Origin of the sequence: Mesorhizobium sp. CAU 1741 (assembly GCF_039839275.1) — a bacterium.
Taxonomy (GTDB): domain Bacteria; phylum Pseudomonadota; class Alphaproteobacteria; order Rhizobiales; family Rhizobiaceae; genus Aerobium.
The window spans coordinates 1,321,397-1,336,192 of sequence record NZ_JBDOQP010000002.1 but is presented as its reverse complement, the minus strand read 5'-3'; the positions used below and the strand labels follow the sequence as shown (position 1 = coordinate 1,336,192).

Annotated in this window: 17 protein-coding genes and 1 tRNA gene; 8 read left to right on the top strand and 10 right to left on the bottom strand. The window is 65.0% G+C overall.

All coding sequences use genetic code 11. The annotated features are described in order from the left end of the window. Positions 1 to 55 precede the first annotated feature (55 nt). Positions 56 to 619 (top strand): peroxidase-related enzyme, encoded by a 564-nt coding sequence (locus tag AAFN84_RS13345; RefSeq protein ID WP_347515031.1) that lies wholly within the window; start codon positions 56 to 58, stop codon positions 617 to 619. A gap of 77 nt (positions 620 to 696) precedes the next feature. Here the strand turns inward: AAFN84_RS13345 and typA are convergent, their stop codons facing one another. Next, complete coding sequence (gene typA / locus AAFN84_RS13340) at positions 697 to 2,526, bottom strand: translational GTPase TypA (RefSeq protein ID WP_347515030.1); 1,830 nt, start codon at positions 2,524 to 2,526, stop codon at positions 697 to 699. A gap of 380 nt (positions 2,527 to 2,906) precedes the next feature. Here typA and AAFN84_RS13335 point away from each other — a divergent pair, with 380 nt between their 5' ends. Then, positions 2,907 to 3,152, top strand: coding sequence for a hypothetical protein (locus AAFN84_RS13335; RefSeq protein WP_347515029.1), 246 nt, complete (start codon positions 2,907 to 2,909; stop codon positions 3,150 to 3,152). A 10-nt stretch (positions 3,153 to 3,162) separates the two neighbouring features. Here AAFN84_RS13335 and AAFN84_RS13330 read toward each other — a convergent pair whose 3' ends face one another. Then, complete coding sequence (locus tag AAFN84_RS13330) at positions 3,163 to 5,214, bottom strand: M3 family metallopeptidase (RefSeq protein ID WP_347515028.1); 2,052 nt, start codon at positions 5,212 to 5,214, stop codon at positions 3,163 to 3,165. Positions 5,215 to 5,346: 132 nt separating this feature from the next. Here AAFN84_RS13330 and AAFN84_RS13325 point away from each other — a divergent pair, with 132 nt between their 5' ends. Together AAFN84_RS13325 and AAFN84_RS13320 are read left to right on the top strand one after the other, a co-directional pair. Then, on the top strand, positions 5,347 to 5,820 hold the full coding sequence (locus AAFN84_RS13325; RefSeq protein ID WP_347515027.1) for a MarR family transcriptional regulator: 474 nt from the start codon (positions 5,347 to 5,349) through the stop codon (positions 5,818 to 5,820). After that, positions 5,817 to 7,085: a multidrug effflux MFS transporter gene (locus AAFN84_RS13320; protein WP_347515026.1), complete on the top strand. Its 1,269-nt coding sequence runs from the start codon at positions 5,817 to 5,819 to the stop codon at positions 7,083 to 7,085. The genes AAFN84_RS13325 and AAFN84_RS13320 overlap by 4 nt, the downstream gene beginning before the upstream one ends. On the opposite strand, the gene AAFN84_RS13315 is transcribed toward AAFN84_RS13320, so the two are convergent. The 4 genes from AAFN84_RS13315 to AAFN84_RS13300 all read right to left on the bottom strand — a co-directional run bounded on the left by AAFN84_RS13315 (position 7,086) and on the right by AAFN84_RS13300 (position 9,673). Beyond that, positions 7,086 to 7,730: a carbonic anhydrase gene (locus AAFN84_RS13315; RefSeq protein ID WP_347515025.1), complete on the bottom strand. Its 645-nt coding sequence runs from the start codon at positions 7,728 to 7,730 to the stop codon at positions 7,086 to 7,088. Between the two features lie 71 nt (positions 7,731 to 7,801). Continuing rightward, complete coding sequence (locus AAFN84_RS13310) at positions 7,802 to 8,560, bottom strand: DUF429 domain-containing protein (RefSeq protein WP_347515024.1); 759 nt, start codon at positions 8,558 to 8,560, stop codon at positions 7,802 to 7,804. Continuing rightward, positions 8,557 to 9,438 carry a pyridoxal kinase PdxY gene (gene pdxY / locus AAFN84_RS13305; RefSeq protein WP_347515023.1) on the bottom strand — a complete coding sequence of 294 codons (882 nt, stop codon included), beginning with the start codon at positions 9,436 to 9,438 and terminating at the stop codon, positions 8,557 to 8,559. The genes AAFN84_RS13310 and pdxY overlap by 4 nt, the downstream gene beginning before the upstream one ends. Before the next feature lie 4 nt (positions 9,439 to 9,442). Next, positions 9,443 to 9,673 (bottom strand): hypothetical protein, encoded by a 231-nt coding sequence (locus tag AAFN84_RS13300; protein ID WP_347515022.1) that lies wholly within the window; start codon positions 9,671 to 9,673, stop codon positions 9,443 to 9,445. Between the two features lie 130 nt (positions 9,674 to 9,803). Here AAFN84_RS13300 and AAFN84_RS13295 point away from each other — a divergent pair, with 130 nt between their 5' ends. After that, positions 9,804 to 10,310, top strand: coding sequence for a GNAT family N-acetyltransferase (locus AAFN84_RS13295; protein ID WP_347515021.1), 507 nt, complete (start codon positions 9,804 to 9,806; stop codon positions 10,308 to 10,310). Positions 10,311 to 10,412: 102 nt separating this feature from the next. Further along, entirely contained in the window at positions 10,413 to 10,946 is a 534-nt protein-coding gene (ppa, locus tag AAFN84_RS13290) for an inorganic diphosphatase (protein WP_347515020.1), read from the top strand. A 4-nt stretch (positions 10,947 to 10,950) separates the two neighbouring features. On the opposite strand, the gene AAFN84_RS13285 is transcribed toward ppa, so the two are convergent. Genes AAFN84_RS13285 through AAFN84_RS13275 form a run of 3 tightly spaced genes read right to left on the bottom strand, consistent with a single transcriptional unit; the run spans position 10,951 to position 12,226 of the window. Beyond that, positions 10,951 to 11,562, bottom strand: a complete 612-nt coding sequence (locus AAFN84_RS13285; RefSeq protein WP_347515019.1) for a hypothetical protein — start codon at positions 11,560 to 11,562, stop codon at positions 10,951 to 10,953. A gap of 45 nt (positions 11,563 to 11,607) precedes the next feature. After that, entirely contained in the window at positions 11,608 to 11,931 is a 324-nt protein-coding gene (locus tag AAFN84_RS13280) for a DUF167 family protein (protein ID WP_347515018.1), read from the bottom strand. Positions 11,932 to 11,935: 4 nt separating this feature from the next. Further along, a complete protein-coding gene (locus AAFN84_RS13275; protein ID WP_347515017.1) occupies positions 11,936 to 12,226 on the bottom strand; it encodes a YggT family protein in 291 nt (96 codons plus the stop codon). A 132-nt stretch (positions 12,227 to 12,358) separates the two neighbouring features. Here AAFN84_RS13275 and AAFN84_RS13270 point away from each other — a divergent pair. Next, positions 12,359 to 12,434, top strand: a tRNA-Ala gene (locus AAFN84_RS13270). 13 nt (positions 12,435 to 12,447) lie between these two features. Here the strand turns inward: AAFN84_RS13270 and AAFN84_RS13265 are convergent. Continuing rightward, positions 12,448 to 13,731 (bottom strand): MFS transporter, encoded by a 1,284-nt coding sequence (locus tag AAFN84_RS13265; protein WP_347515016.1) that lies wholly within the window; start codon positions 13,729 to 13,731, stop codon positions 12,448 to 12,450. Between the two features lie 217 nt (positions 13,732 to 13,948). Here AAFN84_RS13265 and AAFN84_RS13260 point away from each other — a divergent pair, with 217 nt between their 5' ends. After that, positions 13,949 to 14,782 (top strand): universal stress protein, encoded by an 834-nt coding sequence (locus tag AAFN84_RS13260; RefSeq protein WP_347515015.1) that lies wholly within the window; start codon positions 13,949 to 13,951, stop codon positions 14,780 to 14,782. The last annotated feature ends 14 nt before the right edge of the window (positions 14,783 to 14,796 follow it).

Genomic DNA, 14,796 nt, shown 5'->3' with positions numbered 1-14,796 from the left:
CGTTTGACGACCCGTCGCCATACTGGCCGGCAAACAATGAAAGGGAGATGAAACGATGAGCGAAAAGGTAACCGCGCTTGACCTGGCGGCGACCGATCTTTCGGATGCGACGAAGTCCTATTTCGCCAAGTGCGAGGAAAAGCTCGGCCTCGTCCCGAACGTCCTGAAGGCATATGCGTTCGACGACCGGAAGCTGCGCGCCTTCACCGACATGTACAACGAGCTCATGCTGGGTGAATCGGGGCTGTCGAAGCTCGAACGCGAGATGATCGCGGTGGCCGTGTCATCGGTGAACCATTGCTACTACTGCCTCACCGCCCATGGCGCCGCGGTGCGGCAGCTCTCCAACGACCCTCAGCTCGGCGAACAGATGGTGATGAACTATCGCGCCGCGGAACTCTCGCCGAAGCAGAAGGCCATGCTCGATTTTGCGGTCAAGTTGACGGAGCGACCCGACACCATCGAGGAGCACGACCGGCAGGGCCTTCGCGATGCCGGCTTTTCCGAGCGCGATATCTGGGACATCGCCGCCACGGCCTCGTTCTTCAACATGTCGAACCGGGTGGCCGCCGCCGTCGATATGCGGCCGAACGTCGAATACCACGCCATGGCGCGATAGCCGGCTCACGCGCAGGCATCATGAAAACGGCGACACTGCGGTCGCCGTTTCACGTATTGGACAGGTTCGACGCCGTGTCAGGCCGCGCCTGCGACCGACTTGCTCTTTTCGAAGCGCTTGCGCTCGTTCGGATCGAGGTAAAGCTTGCGCAGGCGGATGGTCTTCGGCGTCACCTCGACCAGCTCGTCGTCCTGGATCCAGGCGAGCGCGCGTTCCAGGGTCATGCGGATCGGCGGCGTGAGGCGCACGGCCTCGTCCTTGCCGGCGGCGCGGATGTTGGTGAGCTTCTTGCCCTTGAGCACGTTCACTTCGAGATCGTTGTCGCGCGAGTGGATGCCGATGATCATGCCCTGATAGACCTTGACGCCGGCATCGATGACCATCGGGCCGCGATCCTCGAGGTTCCACATCGCGAATGCGACGGACTCGCCCTGCTCGTTCGAGATCAGCACACCGTTGGAGCGGCCCGCGAGCTCGCCCTTGTAGGGCTGGTAGGAGTGGAACAGGCGGTTCATGACCGCGGTGCCGCGCGTATCCGTCAGCAGCTCCGACTGGTAGCCGATGAGGCCGCGTGTCGGTGCATGGAAGACAAGGCGCTGGCGGTCGCCGCCCGATGGGCGCAACTCGACCATCTCGGCCTTGCGTTCAGACATCTTCTGCACGACAACGCCCGAATGCTCCTCGTCGACGTCGATGACGACTTCTTCGATGGGCTCGAGAAGCTCGCCACTGTCGTCCTTCTGCATGACGACGCGCGGACGCGAGACGGCAAGCTCGAATCCCTCGCGGCGCATCGTCTCGATGAGCACCGCGAGCTGCAATTCCCCACGGCCGGACACGTAGAACGAATCCTTGTCGGCCGATTCCTCGATCTTGAGCGCGACATTGCCCTCCGCTTCCTTCAGCAGGCGGTCGCGAATGACGCGGCTCGTCACCTTGTCGCCTTCGGTGCCCGCCAGCGGCGAGTCGTTGACGATGAAGGACATGGTCACGGTCGGCGGATCGATCGGCTGGGCCTGCATCGGCTCGCTGACGGACGTGTCGCAGAACGTGTCGGCGACTGTGCCCTTCGACAGGCCCGCGATCGCGACGATGTCGCCGGCCTGCGCCTCTTCGATCGGCTGACGCTCCAGCCCCCGGAAGGCGAGAATCTTCGAGATGCGGCCGGTCTCGATCAGCGAGCCGTCATGGTGCAGCACCTTGACCTGCTGGTTGGACTTCAGCGTGCCCGACGCGATGCGGCCGGTGATGATGCGACCCAGAAACGGATTGGCCTCGAGGATCGTACCGATCATGCGGAACGGGCCCGGCTCGACCGTCGGCTCCGGAACGTGGTCCAGCACCAGGTCGAACAACGGTGCAAGGCGCTGGTCCTTGGGGCCTTCCGGATTTTCGGAGACCCAGCCGTCGCGGCCCGATCCGTAGAGGATCGGGAAGTCGAGCTGCTCGTCGGTCGCATCGAGAGCCGCGAACAGGTCGAAGACCTCATTGACGACTTCAACGTGACGTGCGTCCGGGCGGTCGATCTTGTTGATCACCACGATCGGGCGCAGGCCGACCTTTAGCGCCTTGCCGACGACGAACTTGGTCTGCGGCATCGGGCCCTCGGCGGCGTCGACCAGTACGATCGCGCCATCCACCATCGAAAGGATGCGCTCCACCTCGCCGCCGAAATCGGCGTGGCCGGGCGTGTCGACGATGTTGATGCGGGCATCCTTCCAGTCGACCGACGTGGCCTTCGCCAGGATCGTGATGCCACGCTCCTTCTCGAGATCGTTGGAATCCATCGCGCGCTCTGCGACGCGCTGGTTTTCGCGGAACGAGCCCGACTGCTTGAGGAGTTCGTCGACGAGGGTGGTCTTGCCATGGTCGACATGCGCGATGATCGCGATGTTTCGAAGCTTCATAAGTCTCTCGGAGGCTTGGCCGGCACGTCAGGGCGCGGCATTTTTTCGGTTGGCGGCGCTATACAGGCTTTTTCGCATTTGCGAAAGGGGCCTTGCGCGTGGTCGTTCTACTCGCTGTGGTCCACTGTCTCCATTCGGTGAACAGTCCGTTGATCGATTTTAGACTCCATGACCCCTTTCCTCCATTGCTGACGCCGCGTCAGAATGCGTAGCGGACAGAGGCTAAGACCTTGCAGGCGCGTCGAGGACCGGGGGGTCGACGCACGCCGCACGACGGCTCCGGAGCTCGCTCCGGGGCCGTTCGCACAAAATTTCTCCCCAATTGAAACCTTGTTAACGGTCGCGCGTTAGATTGGCGCACGATAGGCAACGAGGAACGAATGCCCTTCCCGAGAACGATCTTCCGTTTTGTGGCCATGGCCGCCGTCCCGCTGGGACTGGGCCTGGGGGCGGCGTTTTCCGCCCCGTCGCTGGTCAGCGTGGATCGGATGGTCGTTTCGGACGAAGCCTTCGAGCCCAGCAATGACGGTGTCGACTATGCCGCCGTAACCGGGCCCCGTCCTGACAAGGGCGCGGTACCGGCCTGCGCCGATCCCGCGCGCCGAGGCGATCTTCCCGCCTGCTAGGCCTTGCAGCTCAGGCCAGGCCGCGCTTTTCCATCATTGCTTCCGGTGACGGCATCTTTCCGCGGTAAGCCGTATAGAGATCCACGGGATCCTTCGTCCCTCCTGCTGCATAGATGTTGGCTCTGAGCCTTTCGGCAGTCGCCGCATCGAAAACGTCGCCGGTTTCCTCGAAAGCGGCGAAAGCGTCGGCATCGAGAACCTCTGACCACATGTACGAATAGTAGCCGGCCGAATAACCGTCTCCCGAGAACACGTGCAGGAAGTGCGGCGTGCGATGACGCATGGCGATCTCTGCCGGCATCGACAGCTTGGCCAGCGTCTCGGCTTCGAAAAGCAGCGGATCTTCCGGCGCGTCGGCCTGCGAGTGATACGCCATGTCGACGAGCGCCGACGCCGTGAACTCGACGGTGGCGAAACCGGCATTGAACGTCCGTGCCGCCAACATCTTGTCGAGCAATGCGCGGGGCATCGCTTCTCCGGTCCTGTAGTGCAACGCGTGCTTTTCGAGGATTTCCGGCACGGTCAGCCAATGCTCGTAGAGCTGCGAGGGAAGCTCGACGAAGTCACGCGATACCGCCGTGCCCGACACGGAAGGCCACGTCGCTTCGCTTAGCATGCCGTGCAGCGCGTGGCCGAATTCGTGGAACAGCGTCCGTGCATCGTCCATCGACAGAAGCGCCGGCTGTCCCTTGGGCGGTTTGGCGAAGTTCATGACATTGTAGATGATCGGCGACGCGCCCTTGCCCAGCCTGTGTCCACTTTCCAGCGAACTCATCCACGCGCCGGATCGCTTGGAAGACCGGTTGAAATAGTCCGCCAGGAACGTCGCGCGGTGCGAACCGTCGGCATTCTTCACCGCGAAGACGCGCACGTCCTCATGCCACGCGGCGATGCCGGGCTTCTCCTCGAAGACGAGCCCAAACAGGCGGCCGGCGACATCGAAGCAGGCGGCGATGATGCGGTCGAGCTGCAGGTAGGGCTTCAACTCGGCCTCGTCGAAGGCGTATTTCTGCGCCCGCAGCTTTTCCTGCCAGAAGCGCCAGTCGGCCGCCGCGATCTTTTCGTTGCTTCCAGCGGCGAGCGCGATGCGTTCCAGCTCCGTCTTGTCGGCTGCGGCCTTGGCGCGGGCCTTGTCCCATACAGGCTCCAGCAGCGCCATCACCGCCTGTGGCGTCTTCGCCATGGTGTCGTCGAGCTTGAACGCGGCGAAGCTCTCATAGCCGAGCAATCTGGCTCGCTCCGCCCGCAGCGCCAGCGTCTCCTTCACCAGTGCGGAATTGTCGGTTTCGCCGCCGTTCTCGCCTCGCTTGGTGAATGCTTGATGCGCTTGCGCGCGCAGCTCCGGCCGCGCCGAGAAGGTGAGGAACGGCTCGATGATGGAACGCGAGAGCGTGACGGCGTACCGACCTTCCTGTCCGCGCGACGCCGCAGCCTCCGCCATGGCATCTTTCAGGAATTCCGGAAGACCGGCGAGATCGTCGCCCTCGTCGAGGAACAGCGACCACCCCGCTTCGTCGGCCAGCACGTTCTGGCCGAACTGCGCACCGAGCGACGCCAGCCTTTCGCCGATCGCGGCGAGCCGCTGCTTGTCTTCCGGCGACAGCTTCGCGCCGGCCTTGACGAACCGCTTCCAGGTCTTTTCCAATACCCGTGACGTCTCGGTATCCAGACCGAGAGCGTCGCTGCCCGCGTAAAGCGCGTCGATCCGTGCAAACAGCGCCTCGTTCATGTAGAGCGCGGAAAAATGCCGCGACATCTTCGGTGCAATGTCCCTCTCCAGCGCCTGGATCGCCGGATTGGTGTGCGCCCCGGCGCGGCACCAGAAGATCGCCGAGACCCGTCCCAGCGCATCGCCCGACAGTTCCAGAGCCTGGAGCGTGTTTTCGATGGTCGGCGCCGCCGCATTGTCGGCGATCGCGTCGATCTCCGTCACATGCGCGGCCAGGGCGGCGTCGAACACCGCGGCGAACTGGTCGTCCGTGATCGCGTCGAATGCCGGAAGTCCGAGCGGCCCCGTCCAGTGCGTAAGCGGGTGGTGGGCGATATCGATGGCTGCTGACATGGAGAACTCCGGATGGCAATGCGGTACCGGCGAGATTTAGGCATGGCCGCCGGAGGAAGCAACGGGCAGCGCCCGTCTTGACGCGCAAACCACGAATAAGTAAGTAGCGCTGATAATAAGGCTGACTTACCAATGACCCCCCGTTTCGATCCAGACACGATCAGTTTCCTGATCTCCGACGTCGCGCGCCTGCTGCGCGCCGAATTCGATCGCCGCACCAGCGATGCCGGCATGGGCTTGACACCCGGCGAAGCGCGCGCACTCGTCAGCGCCGCGCGCGCCGGCGCCATCAGGCAAGGCGCCCTGGCCGATCGCATGGGCGTCGAACCGATGACCTTGTCCACCTATCTCGATCGGCTGGAGGCGCGCGGGCTGGTGCGTCGCGAAGCTGACCCCACCGACCGCCGCGCCAAGCTGGTGCAGGTCACCGATGAAGCGCATGCCGTGCTCGAAGCGATCGGACGCATCGGCACCGAACTGCGCGAGGACATCTCCGCGACACTGGCACCACAGCTCATCGAGGAAATCCGGGACGGCCTGAAGGAGATCCGCACAAGGCTCATCGAGTTGCGCCCGGAATGCTCCAAGGGGAGTGCGGCCGCATGAACATGCAACCGCCCACGCCCCACCCCGCGGCTCCCGTGATGAGCGAGCGCCGGGTTGGCATCATCGGCGCCCTGCTCGTTGGTGTCGGTCCGATCTCGATGTCCCTCTTCACCCCGGCAATGCCGGAGATCGCCCATGCTTTCGGCACCACGGACGCCGTGGTCAAGCTGACGCTGTCGCTTTACTTCGCAGGCTTTGCCCTGGCCCAGCTCGTTTGCGGTCCGCTGTCGGACGGCTTCGGCCGCAAGCCGATTGCTCAGGCATTCATGGGCATCTATCTGATCGCCAGCGCCCTTGCCGTTGTGGCCCCGACAATCGAGGTTTTGATTGCGGCGCGGTTCCTCCAGGGTGTTGGAGCGGCCGTCGGCGTGGCGATTTCGCGCGCTATCGTGCGCGACCTCTTCACCAATGAGAGTTCCGCGCGGATCATGAACCTGATCGGCCTGATCCTGGGTATTGGTCCTGCCTTCGCGCCCACTCTCGGCGGCGTGACGATGGAGTTCCTCGGCTGGCACGCGATCTTCGTGCTTATGCTGATCTTCGGCATCGTCATCATGCTCGGCGTGCAGTTCGCCATGGTCGAGACGGTGGAGCGAGACCTCTCGCGCATCAGGCCGCTGGCGCTCGTGCGATCGTACGGCCAGCTCTTCAAGAGCAGCTACTTCATGTCTTCGGCGCTGGTGCTCGGCGGCGCGATCGGCGCCTTCTATACGTTGGCCGTCATCCTGCCTTTCATCCTCATGAACCGCATAGGACTGTCGCCGACGGCGTTCGGCCTCGGCATGCTGATGCAGTCCTTCTCGTTCTTCGGCGGCAACCTCGTGGTACGGCGCCTGATGGGACCCTACGGCGCCTACCGCATCATGCCGGTCGGCATCGTCTTCATCGCGATTGGCAGCGCGGCGCTCGCCATCGCGCTCAGGGTCGCCGAACCGACCTTCCTGTCGGTCATGGTGCCGGTGGCGCTTTATGCTTTCGGCGCGGCCTTCCTGATGCCCGCGATGTCGACGGCGTCGCTCGCGCCGTTTCCCCACATAGCCGGCGCAGCGGCCGCGCTCAGCGGCTTTCTCCAGATGGGTGGTGGTCTCCTCGGAGGCCTGCTGGCCGGCTTCTTCCTCGATCCGGTGATTGCACTCGCGACCGTGGTGCCGGCGCTAGGCTTTTCCGCGATTGTCTTCTGGATCTGGTGGCGACTGCTGCCCGAGCCGGCGATGGCCAACGTTGTGCTCGCCCGCGCCCCGGAGACGACGCCGCCGGCCGAATAGCTAGACGATTTCCGGCCGCTCGAAATCGCCGGTGGCCGGATCCATCGTCCACAGTTCACCGCTCGATATGTCGAACCAGGCGCCATGCAGCGTCAGCCGCTCCTTGCGCTCAAGAATGGACACGCAGGGAAACGAGCGCAGATTGGCGATCGAATAGCGGATCGAAATGCGCTCGAGCGCGGTCTGGCGCTCCGCCGTCGTCATCATCGTGTTGGCGACCACCGTTTCAGCGGCCGGGGCCACCAGCCCCATCCACTTGCCGATGAAGTCGCCCGGCGACAGCGGCGCCGCCGTCGGGTCGAGAGCCGCGCGGATGCCCCCGCAGCGACCATGGCCGAGCACCACGATATGCTTGACCTTCAGGCTTTGTACCGCGAATTCGAGGGCCGCAGAGGTCGAGTGATGCTTGCCGTCCGGCTCGTAGGGCGGGACGAGGTTGGCGACGTTGCGCACGACGAAGAGTTCGCCGGGGCCGCAGTCGAAGATCGTCTCTGGCGCGGCGCGGGAGTCGCAGCAGGCGATGACCATCGTCTCGGGGGTCTGGCCGTCTTTTGCCAGGGTGCGGTAGCGTTCGCGCTCGGAGGCATAGCGTCCATCCATGAAGGCACGATAGCCGTCGATCAGTCTTTCAGGCAGATGCGTCATGACCTTGCCAGTAGCTCCAAAGCGGCGCTTGTGCAATCGCGTTCGTGCCGTGCCGTCTGGTCCAGTCACAGCTACGCCCAGATCGCAATCGGTATGCCCCGTGCGTCGGCGAGAGGCGGATCGGGAAAGCAGATCGCCGACCCCCGCGCATACGCCTCGGCAACGAGCAGCACCGCGCAGGCGTCCAGAAAATCGTCGTCGGCTGCGCCGCGCGGCCGGGCCGCGGTGACGAATGGCGCGTCCAGGCCGCTTCTGACCAGCAGGGCACGTCTCTCGTCCATTCCGGCCTGATTGACGCGGCCCTTGATCTTCTTCGGCAGGCTCATCGCGACGCTGCCGTTGGCGCGCCAGAAGGCGACTTCGGGATGCGATTCGACCACGCGCCGGCGCAGCCCTGGACGCCGCACCAGCAAATCATCGATCTCCCGTATCTTCGAGAAGATGCCGAACGCCTGTATCGACACGCCGCGCGGTGGCTCCGATGTGCGGCGCGCCACGTCGCTGGCCCGCCGATGGGCGGCATACCACTCCTCGATCGAGGCGAATGGACCTGGCTCAGCGTGGACCGCGGCGCGCGACGGTATCGAGAACACGCTGGACTGCCGGGCGCTGAGCTGACGGCGCACCAGGGCTTCAGGTCCCCTGCCTCCCTTGCCGACGCGTTCGGGCAAGCCGATCGGCATGTCGACCGCGATGACGGCGTCGTCCGGCAACTGCTCGACGAGCGTTTCAAGCGTGGCGACCACCTGCGCGCGCAACGTGCCATCGGTGTCGCGAATGGCCGCGACCCAGCCGGCCTTGCAGCCATCCACGCCGGCGCAGACCGTCACGCGTGCCTGCCGCCGGGCGTCACGAGACGGCGTGTCTGCACCATCGCCATCGGATGGCTCAGGCTCTGCGCGTCGGTTTCCAGCATCAGTTCGTCCGAGCCCCGCTTGACGGCGCGCGCCACCACTTCGAAGACCGCGGCCGCCGTCATCTGCAGCGCCTTTTCGGTCGCCATGCCCTGCAGCCGGCGCGCGAGAAACAATGCCGAGGCGAGATCGCCGGTGCCGTTGGGCGGGTTGGCAATCGCCCTATGTTCGGCCAAAAGCACCTCGCGAGGCGTCACCAGAAGGTTGCCGATCGATCCGGCCATCATCGCATGCGCCGAGGTGACGAGCACCGTCTCCGCCGCCAGTTCTGACGCCGCGCGCGACAGCGCCGCATTGTCGGCCAGCTCCTTTCCCGCGAGCCATTCCAGTTCGAAGCGGTTGGGCGTCGCGATATCGGCGGCCGGCAGAAGCACGTCGCGCATCGCCGCCGCGGTTGCCTCCGGCACGTAGAGTCCGTCTACATCGCCCATGACCGGATCGCACAGATAGAGCGCGTCGGGATTGCGCGTTTTGACCGCATCCACCAGTTCTGCGACCGCCACGGCCTGCTCAGCGTCGCCCAGATAGCCAGTGAGCACCGCATCGACCTCGTCGAGCCAGGGCGCCCTGCCCAGATCCTGCAACAAAGCGGCGAATTGGTCGGATGGCGGAACGATCCGCGTCGCGCGCCCGTGCCCAGGATGCCACGGCAGGGTCACGGTCGGCACCGCCCACACCCGATGGCCCAGATGTTCCAATGCGAAGACCGCAGCCCGGTTTCCCACCGTACCGCGCACGACATGGCTAGAAATGACGATGACGGCGCCCGGCGCCGCGCGTTGTTCCCCGGTCATCGGTTCAGCCGCCTTCCACGACGAAACGGACCAGCACGAAGAGGAGGTAGGCGAGCAGCACCAGACCGAGCCAGCGGCCGATGCGGGTACCCCACAGCTCCGCCCAGTCACGCTCGTCGGCGTCCTTTCCGGCCATGTGATCCTGGACACGTCGCACCATCGACGCCTCGGTCTCGGCACCGACACGCCCGATGATTCGTTTCGATTCGGCCTGATTTTCGCTGTCTCGGCTCATACCCGCCTCACTGATGCGGCTGACCTTAGCCACCGCCGGGCCCCGCGCCAAGCGCCGTTCTGTGCGCAATCGAGCGCGAAGGCCGGTTGTGCTTGCCGCAGCACAAACCTGATATTATGCTTAACAAATCATGAAGACGATCACGGTCGATATCAGACGGGCACAGGCAAGCGACGCGGATGCGATCGCCGACGTGCATCATGACGCGTGGCAGGGAGCCTATGCCGGCATCATCCCGCACAAGGCGCTGACGGGGATGATCAACCGTCGCGGCAGGAAGTGGTGGGCCGACGCGATCCGCCGCGCTGCCAGTGTGCTCGTGGTCGAAATCGGCGGCGAGGTTGTCGGTTACGCGACCCTCGGGCGCAACCGGGCGCGCGAACTGCCGCAACAGGGCGAAATCTACGAGCTCTACGTGCAGCCGGAATATCAGGGCATCGGCCTCGGAACGCGTCTGTTCGCTGCCGCGCGTCAGAAGCTCGCCGACCATGGCCTTGCGGGCCTGGTCGTCTGGGCGCTGGAAGAAAATGGCAATGCCCTCGCCTTCTACGAAGGTTCTGGCGGCCGGGACGTCGCCGAGGGTGTCGAAGTGTTCGACCAGAAGGCATTGCGCAAGGTCGCCTTCGTCTGGGACTGATCGCCGCGACCGGCGACATCCTCCTCTTGCTGCATTGCAATATCGAGCCGCGCGGTATATCCGCAGCGCTCGAAAGCCGCAGCCAGATCAGGAACCAAGCCCATGCGCATCGACGCCATCTCCATTGGCAACAATCCCCCCGAGGACGTCAACGTCATCATCGAGGTGCCGGTCGGCGGACAGCCGATCAAGTACGAGATGGACAAGGAGGCCGGCACGCTTGTCGTCGACCGCTTCCTCTACACGCCGATGACCTATCCGGGCAATTACGGCTTCGTGCCGCACACGCTGTCCGAGGACGGCGACCCCATCGACGTGCTGGTCTGCAACACGCGCCCGCTACTGCCGAGCTGCGTCATCAACGTGCGCCCGATCGGCGTGCTGGTGATGGAGGACAATGCGGGCAAGGACGAGAAGATCATCGCCGTCCCGATGCCGAAGCTGACGCGCCGCTACGAGAACGTCTTCAATCACACCGACCTGCCGGAGATCACGCTGCAGCAGATCGAGCATTTTTTCGAGCACTACAAGGATCTGGAACCCGGCAAGTGGGTCAAGATCGGCGACTGGCGCGACGCCGCTGCCGCCCGCCAGATGATCGTCGAGGCGATCGAACGCGCGAAGGCGAAAGCCTGAGGCTTCAGTTCTCCGAACGGACGAAATCGGGAAGCGGCACGCTGCCTGCGTCGATCACCGGCTGGTCGCCGCAGGCGAAATCCCGCGCCTGCGTATCTGCGATGCGACGCGCCATTTCGTTGGCATCGGGATTTCCGGTCGCAACGACATAGCCGACGGCGCATCCGTCCCGGCCGTGAACCTGCCCGACCTTCTCGACGACCAGAACTTCCGTCTTCGTCGAATCCACCACCGACGTGCTGACGAACCAGCGATGAATGGTCGCGAACGGCGTCTCACGCCCCTCCTGCCTGGCGATGCGCCATTCGATCTTCGGACCGGCCGCGTTGAACGCGCTGAAGCTCTCCCACACCGGCGCGAGGTCGCCATCCGGCGGAAAGCCGTAGAAGACCGACTCGCGCGCGTCGCCGTACTGGATGACGACCGGATAGCCGCGATAGCCCGCGCATGCCATGTTGGCCCAGTCGCCGTTCCCGTCCTCCGCTGCCGCGTAGACCGAGCAGTGGCTGTCGACGTCGATGTCGGTATATTCGCTGACGATCGCTTCTTGCGCGGCCGCACCGGAAGCAAGGCAGATCAGGGTCGTGGCGGTCAGGGCCGCGGTTGCAATGAGCATCGGCTTTCTCCGTCGAGGACAGGTCACCTGCCGATGGTAGCGCGGCTAGCCGGTTTCTCCCAGCCCTGCGAGCCTCTGCTCGATGGCATCTGCATCACCGCTCACGCGCAGCGTCTTCAGCCGCGCGGTGTCGCCAGACACGATCCGGACGTTGCTGGCAGGAACGTCGAGGGCCCTTGCAACGAGCCTCACCAGCGCCTGGTTGGCCTTGCCCTTTTCCGGCACGGCGCGCACCCGCGCCTTCACATGGGCCCGCCCATCCGCCGACGATCCTGTGCCCTCGATCAGGTCGCGTGCGGAATTCGGCGTCAGTCGCACGACGATCTCCACGCCACCCGCATGGCGGCGATGGAAACTCGGCTGGCTCACTGGACTAGACGAGTGCTGGCGCGACTGTCGTCAGGATGAACTGGCGAAGGAAGAAGATGATCAGGAGCAGGATGATCGGGGAGATGTCGATTCCGCCGAGATCGGGCATGATGCGCCGGATGGGCCGCAGCGCCGGCTCGGTTACCCGGAACAGGAAATTGCCGATCGCGCCGACGAACTGGTTGCGCGAATTGATCACGTTGAAGGCATAGAGCCAGGAGAATATCGCGGACGCGATGATGATCCACCAATAGAGATCGAGCGCGAGCACGATGGTTTGGATGAGCGCGAGCATGCTGGTCTCCCTTCGAACCCGCGACATGTAGCCATTGGCGGCATGGCGGGCAAGGCCCTTCGCGCCTTGGCCGGCCAACTGACGCTTGACAGTGCGCGCCGCCGGCTCGTAAATGCCGCGCATCCGCTGGACGGGGCCGTAGCTCAGCTGGGAGAGCGCGTCGTTCGCAATGACGAGGTCAGGGGTTCGATCCCCCTCGGCTCCACCAGCCGGCAGACAAATCACTCTTGCGCGACCACCGCATCGACCGGCTTTTTCTGGGCGGAGAATCCCCGGCCCAATCCCCGCCAGCCGATGATTGTCACCACCAGCACCCCGACAGCCGCCACGTAGAATGGCACGGTGAGCGCGACAGTTCGCGGCAGGATGCCGTCGAGACCGGCCACGAGCGCGCCCGAAAGCACGAGGCCGATCGGCATCATGCCCCAGGCAAGCAGCCGGTAGACGCTGTTGACCCGTCCGAGCAGCCTGTCGGGTATGGTTCTTTGGCGGTAGGAAACCGACACCGTGTTCCAGACCATGCCGGAGAACTCGAACACCGCCAGGACCACCGCCAGCGACACCGCGCCCGGCGCCAGAGCGGCCGCGACGAACGCCGGCGCGGAACTGAAAAGCATCCATTGCGCGGTCCGCCCGGGCCCGAGGCGGCGGACGATGCGTTCGCCCAGCAGGCCGCCGGCGATGCCGCCGGCGGCACCGGCGGCGAGTATCAGCCCGTATGCCGGTGCGCCGAGACCCAGGTTCTCCTGCACATGCAGGACGAGCGCGATGAAGATCATCTGGTGGAACAGGTTCCAGAAGCCGGTGATCCAGGCCAGCATCCTGAGCAGCGGCGCGCCGGCGAGGAAACGCAGGCCTTCGCCGATCTCGCGCTGCCAGTTCCTCTTGCCGTCCGCCTCTGGCCGGAACGACCCGGCCAGTCCGGCGATCAGCAATGCGGCCAGGCCGTAGGCCAGCGCATTGGCGGCGAACGGCAGCGGCACGGCGACGGCAATCAGAAAGGCGCCGATGGCGGGACCGAGAAGGGCGTTGGTCGTCAGCTCGACGCTCCATAGCCGGCCATTCGCCGATTCGAGCCGCTCGTGCGGGACCATGCTGGGCAGCATGGTCTGGGCGGCATTGTCGCGGAAGACTTCCGCGCCGCCGACGATGGCCGCCGCAACGACCACGGCGCAGAACGTCCACGGCGCGGCGACGCCACTCTGCGGGGGTTCGGCCAGCGGCAGCGACACCCACAGCGCCGCGGCCGCGGCCGCGAACGCGAGCGCCCGCAGGATGTCCATTCGAAGGATCAGTAGGCGGCGATCGACCCTGTCGGTAACCACGCCCGCCGGCAGGGCAAGCAGCGCCCAAGGGAGACGCAATGCAACCGCCACGCTAGCGATGAGCAACGGATCACGCGTCAGCAGGGATGCCACCCACGCCCATGCCACGGTGGCAATTCCGTCACCGAGGTTGGTCAATCCGCTCGCGGCGACGAAACGGCCAAAGGGCGAAGGCGTCATGGATCACCGGACGACGCAGGAAGAGGCGTGGACAATGTTTCCCCGACGCGGGCTCTGTCAACCGATTCCGGCGTGCGATGGCTGTCCTTGGCCACTGCCCATGAAACCACGCCTTGCCGATCCCGTTTCGCCATTGGCTTGACGCACGACGGCGTTGTCGGGCACTCGTGCCATAGATTGCTCGCGCTGTGCGGCTGACATTCCATGGAGGACGATCATGTTCAAGGACATCCTGCTGAAGCTTCCCTCCACGCAGGGGAAGCCGTCGCTCGGCACGGTGCGAAAGGCGCTTGATCTGGCGCGCCTGTTCGAGGCGCATGTTACGGGATGCGTGGTCGAGCCGCGAGTGCCCCTGCCGGTAAGTTTTCACCCCTTCAGCACCGAACTGACGCACCAGATCGAGGTGCGCCAGCGCGAGGCCCATGAAGCGGCGCTGGCCGAAGTTGCGCGGTTCGAGGAAGAGGCTGGCCGTGCCGGCGTGCCCTTTGAGGGCAGGATCCGCTCGGCGGCCGAAGGCACGGATGTCGGCGAACCGCTCGTCGAGGAGGCAAGGCTGCGCGATCTGACCATCGTTCCCCTCGTCAAGGAGGACAAGTCATGGGCGAGCCTGGTGCAAGGGCTGGTATTCGATTCGGGAAGGCCGGTACTGCTGCTGCCCGAAGCGGGCGGTGAGACCTTCGCGCTCGAGCGCGTCGCCATCGGGTGGGATGGGGGTCGTGCCGCCACCCGCGCGATCGGCGACGCTTTGCCGCTGCTTCAACGCGCCGGGGAGGTGACCATCGTGACGGTGAACCACGACAAGCATGTTCCCGAGCATGCCACCGGCGCCCAACTGGCCGAGCATCTGTCGCGCCATGGGGTGACGGCAACGGTGCGAAACGTCGAGCGCAAGGGTGGATCTGTCGGCGAGGCTATCGATGCGGCCGCCAGCGGTGCCGACCTCGTGGTTATGGGCGCATTCGGGCATTCGCGGCTGCGCGACTTCCTTCTCGGCGGCGCGACCCAGTACATGCTGAAGAACCCCGCCCGTCCGACCCTGCTGTCGCATTGAGGTGGAGGGCTCTG

Excerpts from the sequence above, each read along its gene's own strand:
- AAFN84_RS13300 (WP_347515022.1), bottom strand. The coding sequence starts at position 9,673 with ATGAGCCGAGACAGCGAAAATCAGGCCGAATCGAAACGAATCATCGGG.
- AAFN84_RS13265 (WP_347515016.1), bottom strand. The coding sequence starts at position 13,731 with ATGACGCCTTCGCCCTTTGGCCGTTTCGTCGCCGCGAGCGGATTGACC.
- AAFN84_RS13325 (WP_347515027.1), top strand. The coding sequence starts at position 5,347 with ATGACCCCCCGTTTCGATCCAGACACGATCAGTTTCCTGATCTCCGAC.
- AAFN84_RS13275 (WP_347515017.1), bottom strand. The coding sequence starts at position 12,226 with ATGCTCGCGCTCATCCAAACCATCGTGCTCGCGCTCGATCTCTATTGG.
- AAFN84_RS13295 (WP_347515021.1), top strand. The coding sequence starts at position 9,804 with ATGAAGACGATCACGGTCGATATCAGACGGGCACAGGCAAGCGACGCG.
- AAFN84_RS13320 (WP_347515026.1), top strand. The coding sequence starts at position 5,817 with ATGAACATGCAACCGCCCACGCCCCACCCCGCGGCTCCCGTGATGAGC.
- AAFN84_RS13330 (WP_347515028.1), bottom strand. The coding sequence starts at position 5,214 with ATGTCAGCAGCCATCGATATCGCCCACCACCCGCTTACGCACTGGACG.
- AAFN84_RS13335 (WP_347515029.1), top strand. The coding sequence starts at position 2,907 with ATGCCCTTCCCGAGAACGATCTTCCGTTTTGTGGCCATGGCCGCCGTC.
- pdxY (WP_347515023.1), bottom strand. The coding sequence starts at position 9,438 with ATGACCGGGGAACAACGCGCGGCGCCGGGCGCCGTCATCGTCATTTCT.
- typA (WP_347515030.1), bottom strand. The coding sequence starts at position 2,526 with ATGAAGCTTCGAAACATCGCGATCATCGCGCATGTCGACCATGGCAAG.
- AAFN84_RS13285 (WP_347515019.1), bottom strand. The coding sequence starts at position 11,562 with ATGCTCATTGCAACCGCGGCCCTGACCGCCACGACCCTGATCTGCCTT.
- AAFN84_RS13315 (WP_347515025.1), bottom strand. The coding sequence starts at position 7,730 with ATGACGCATCTGCCTGAAAGACTGATCGACGGCTATCGTGCCTTCATG.
- AAFN84_RS13260 (WP_347515015.1), top strand. The coding sequence starts at position 13,949 with ATGTTCAAGGACATCCTGCTGAAGCTTCCCTCCACGCAGGGGAAGCCG.
- AAFN84_RS13345 (WP_347515031.1), top strand. The coding sequence starts at position 56 with ATGAGCGAAAAGGTAACCGCGCTTGACCTGGCGGCGACCGATCTTTCG.
- ppa (WP_347515020.1), top strand. The coding sequence starts at position 10,413 with ATGCGCATCGACGCCATCTCCATTGGCAACAATCCCCCCGAGGACGTC.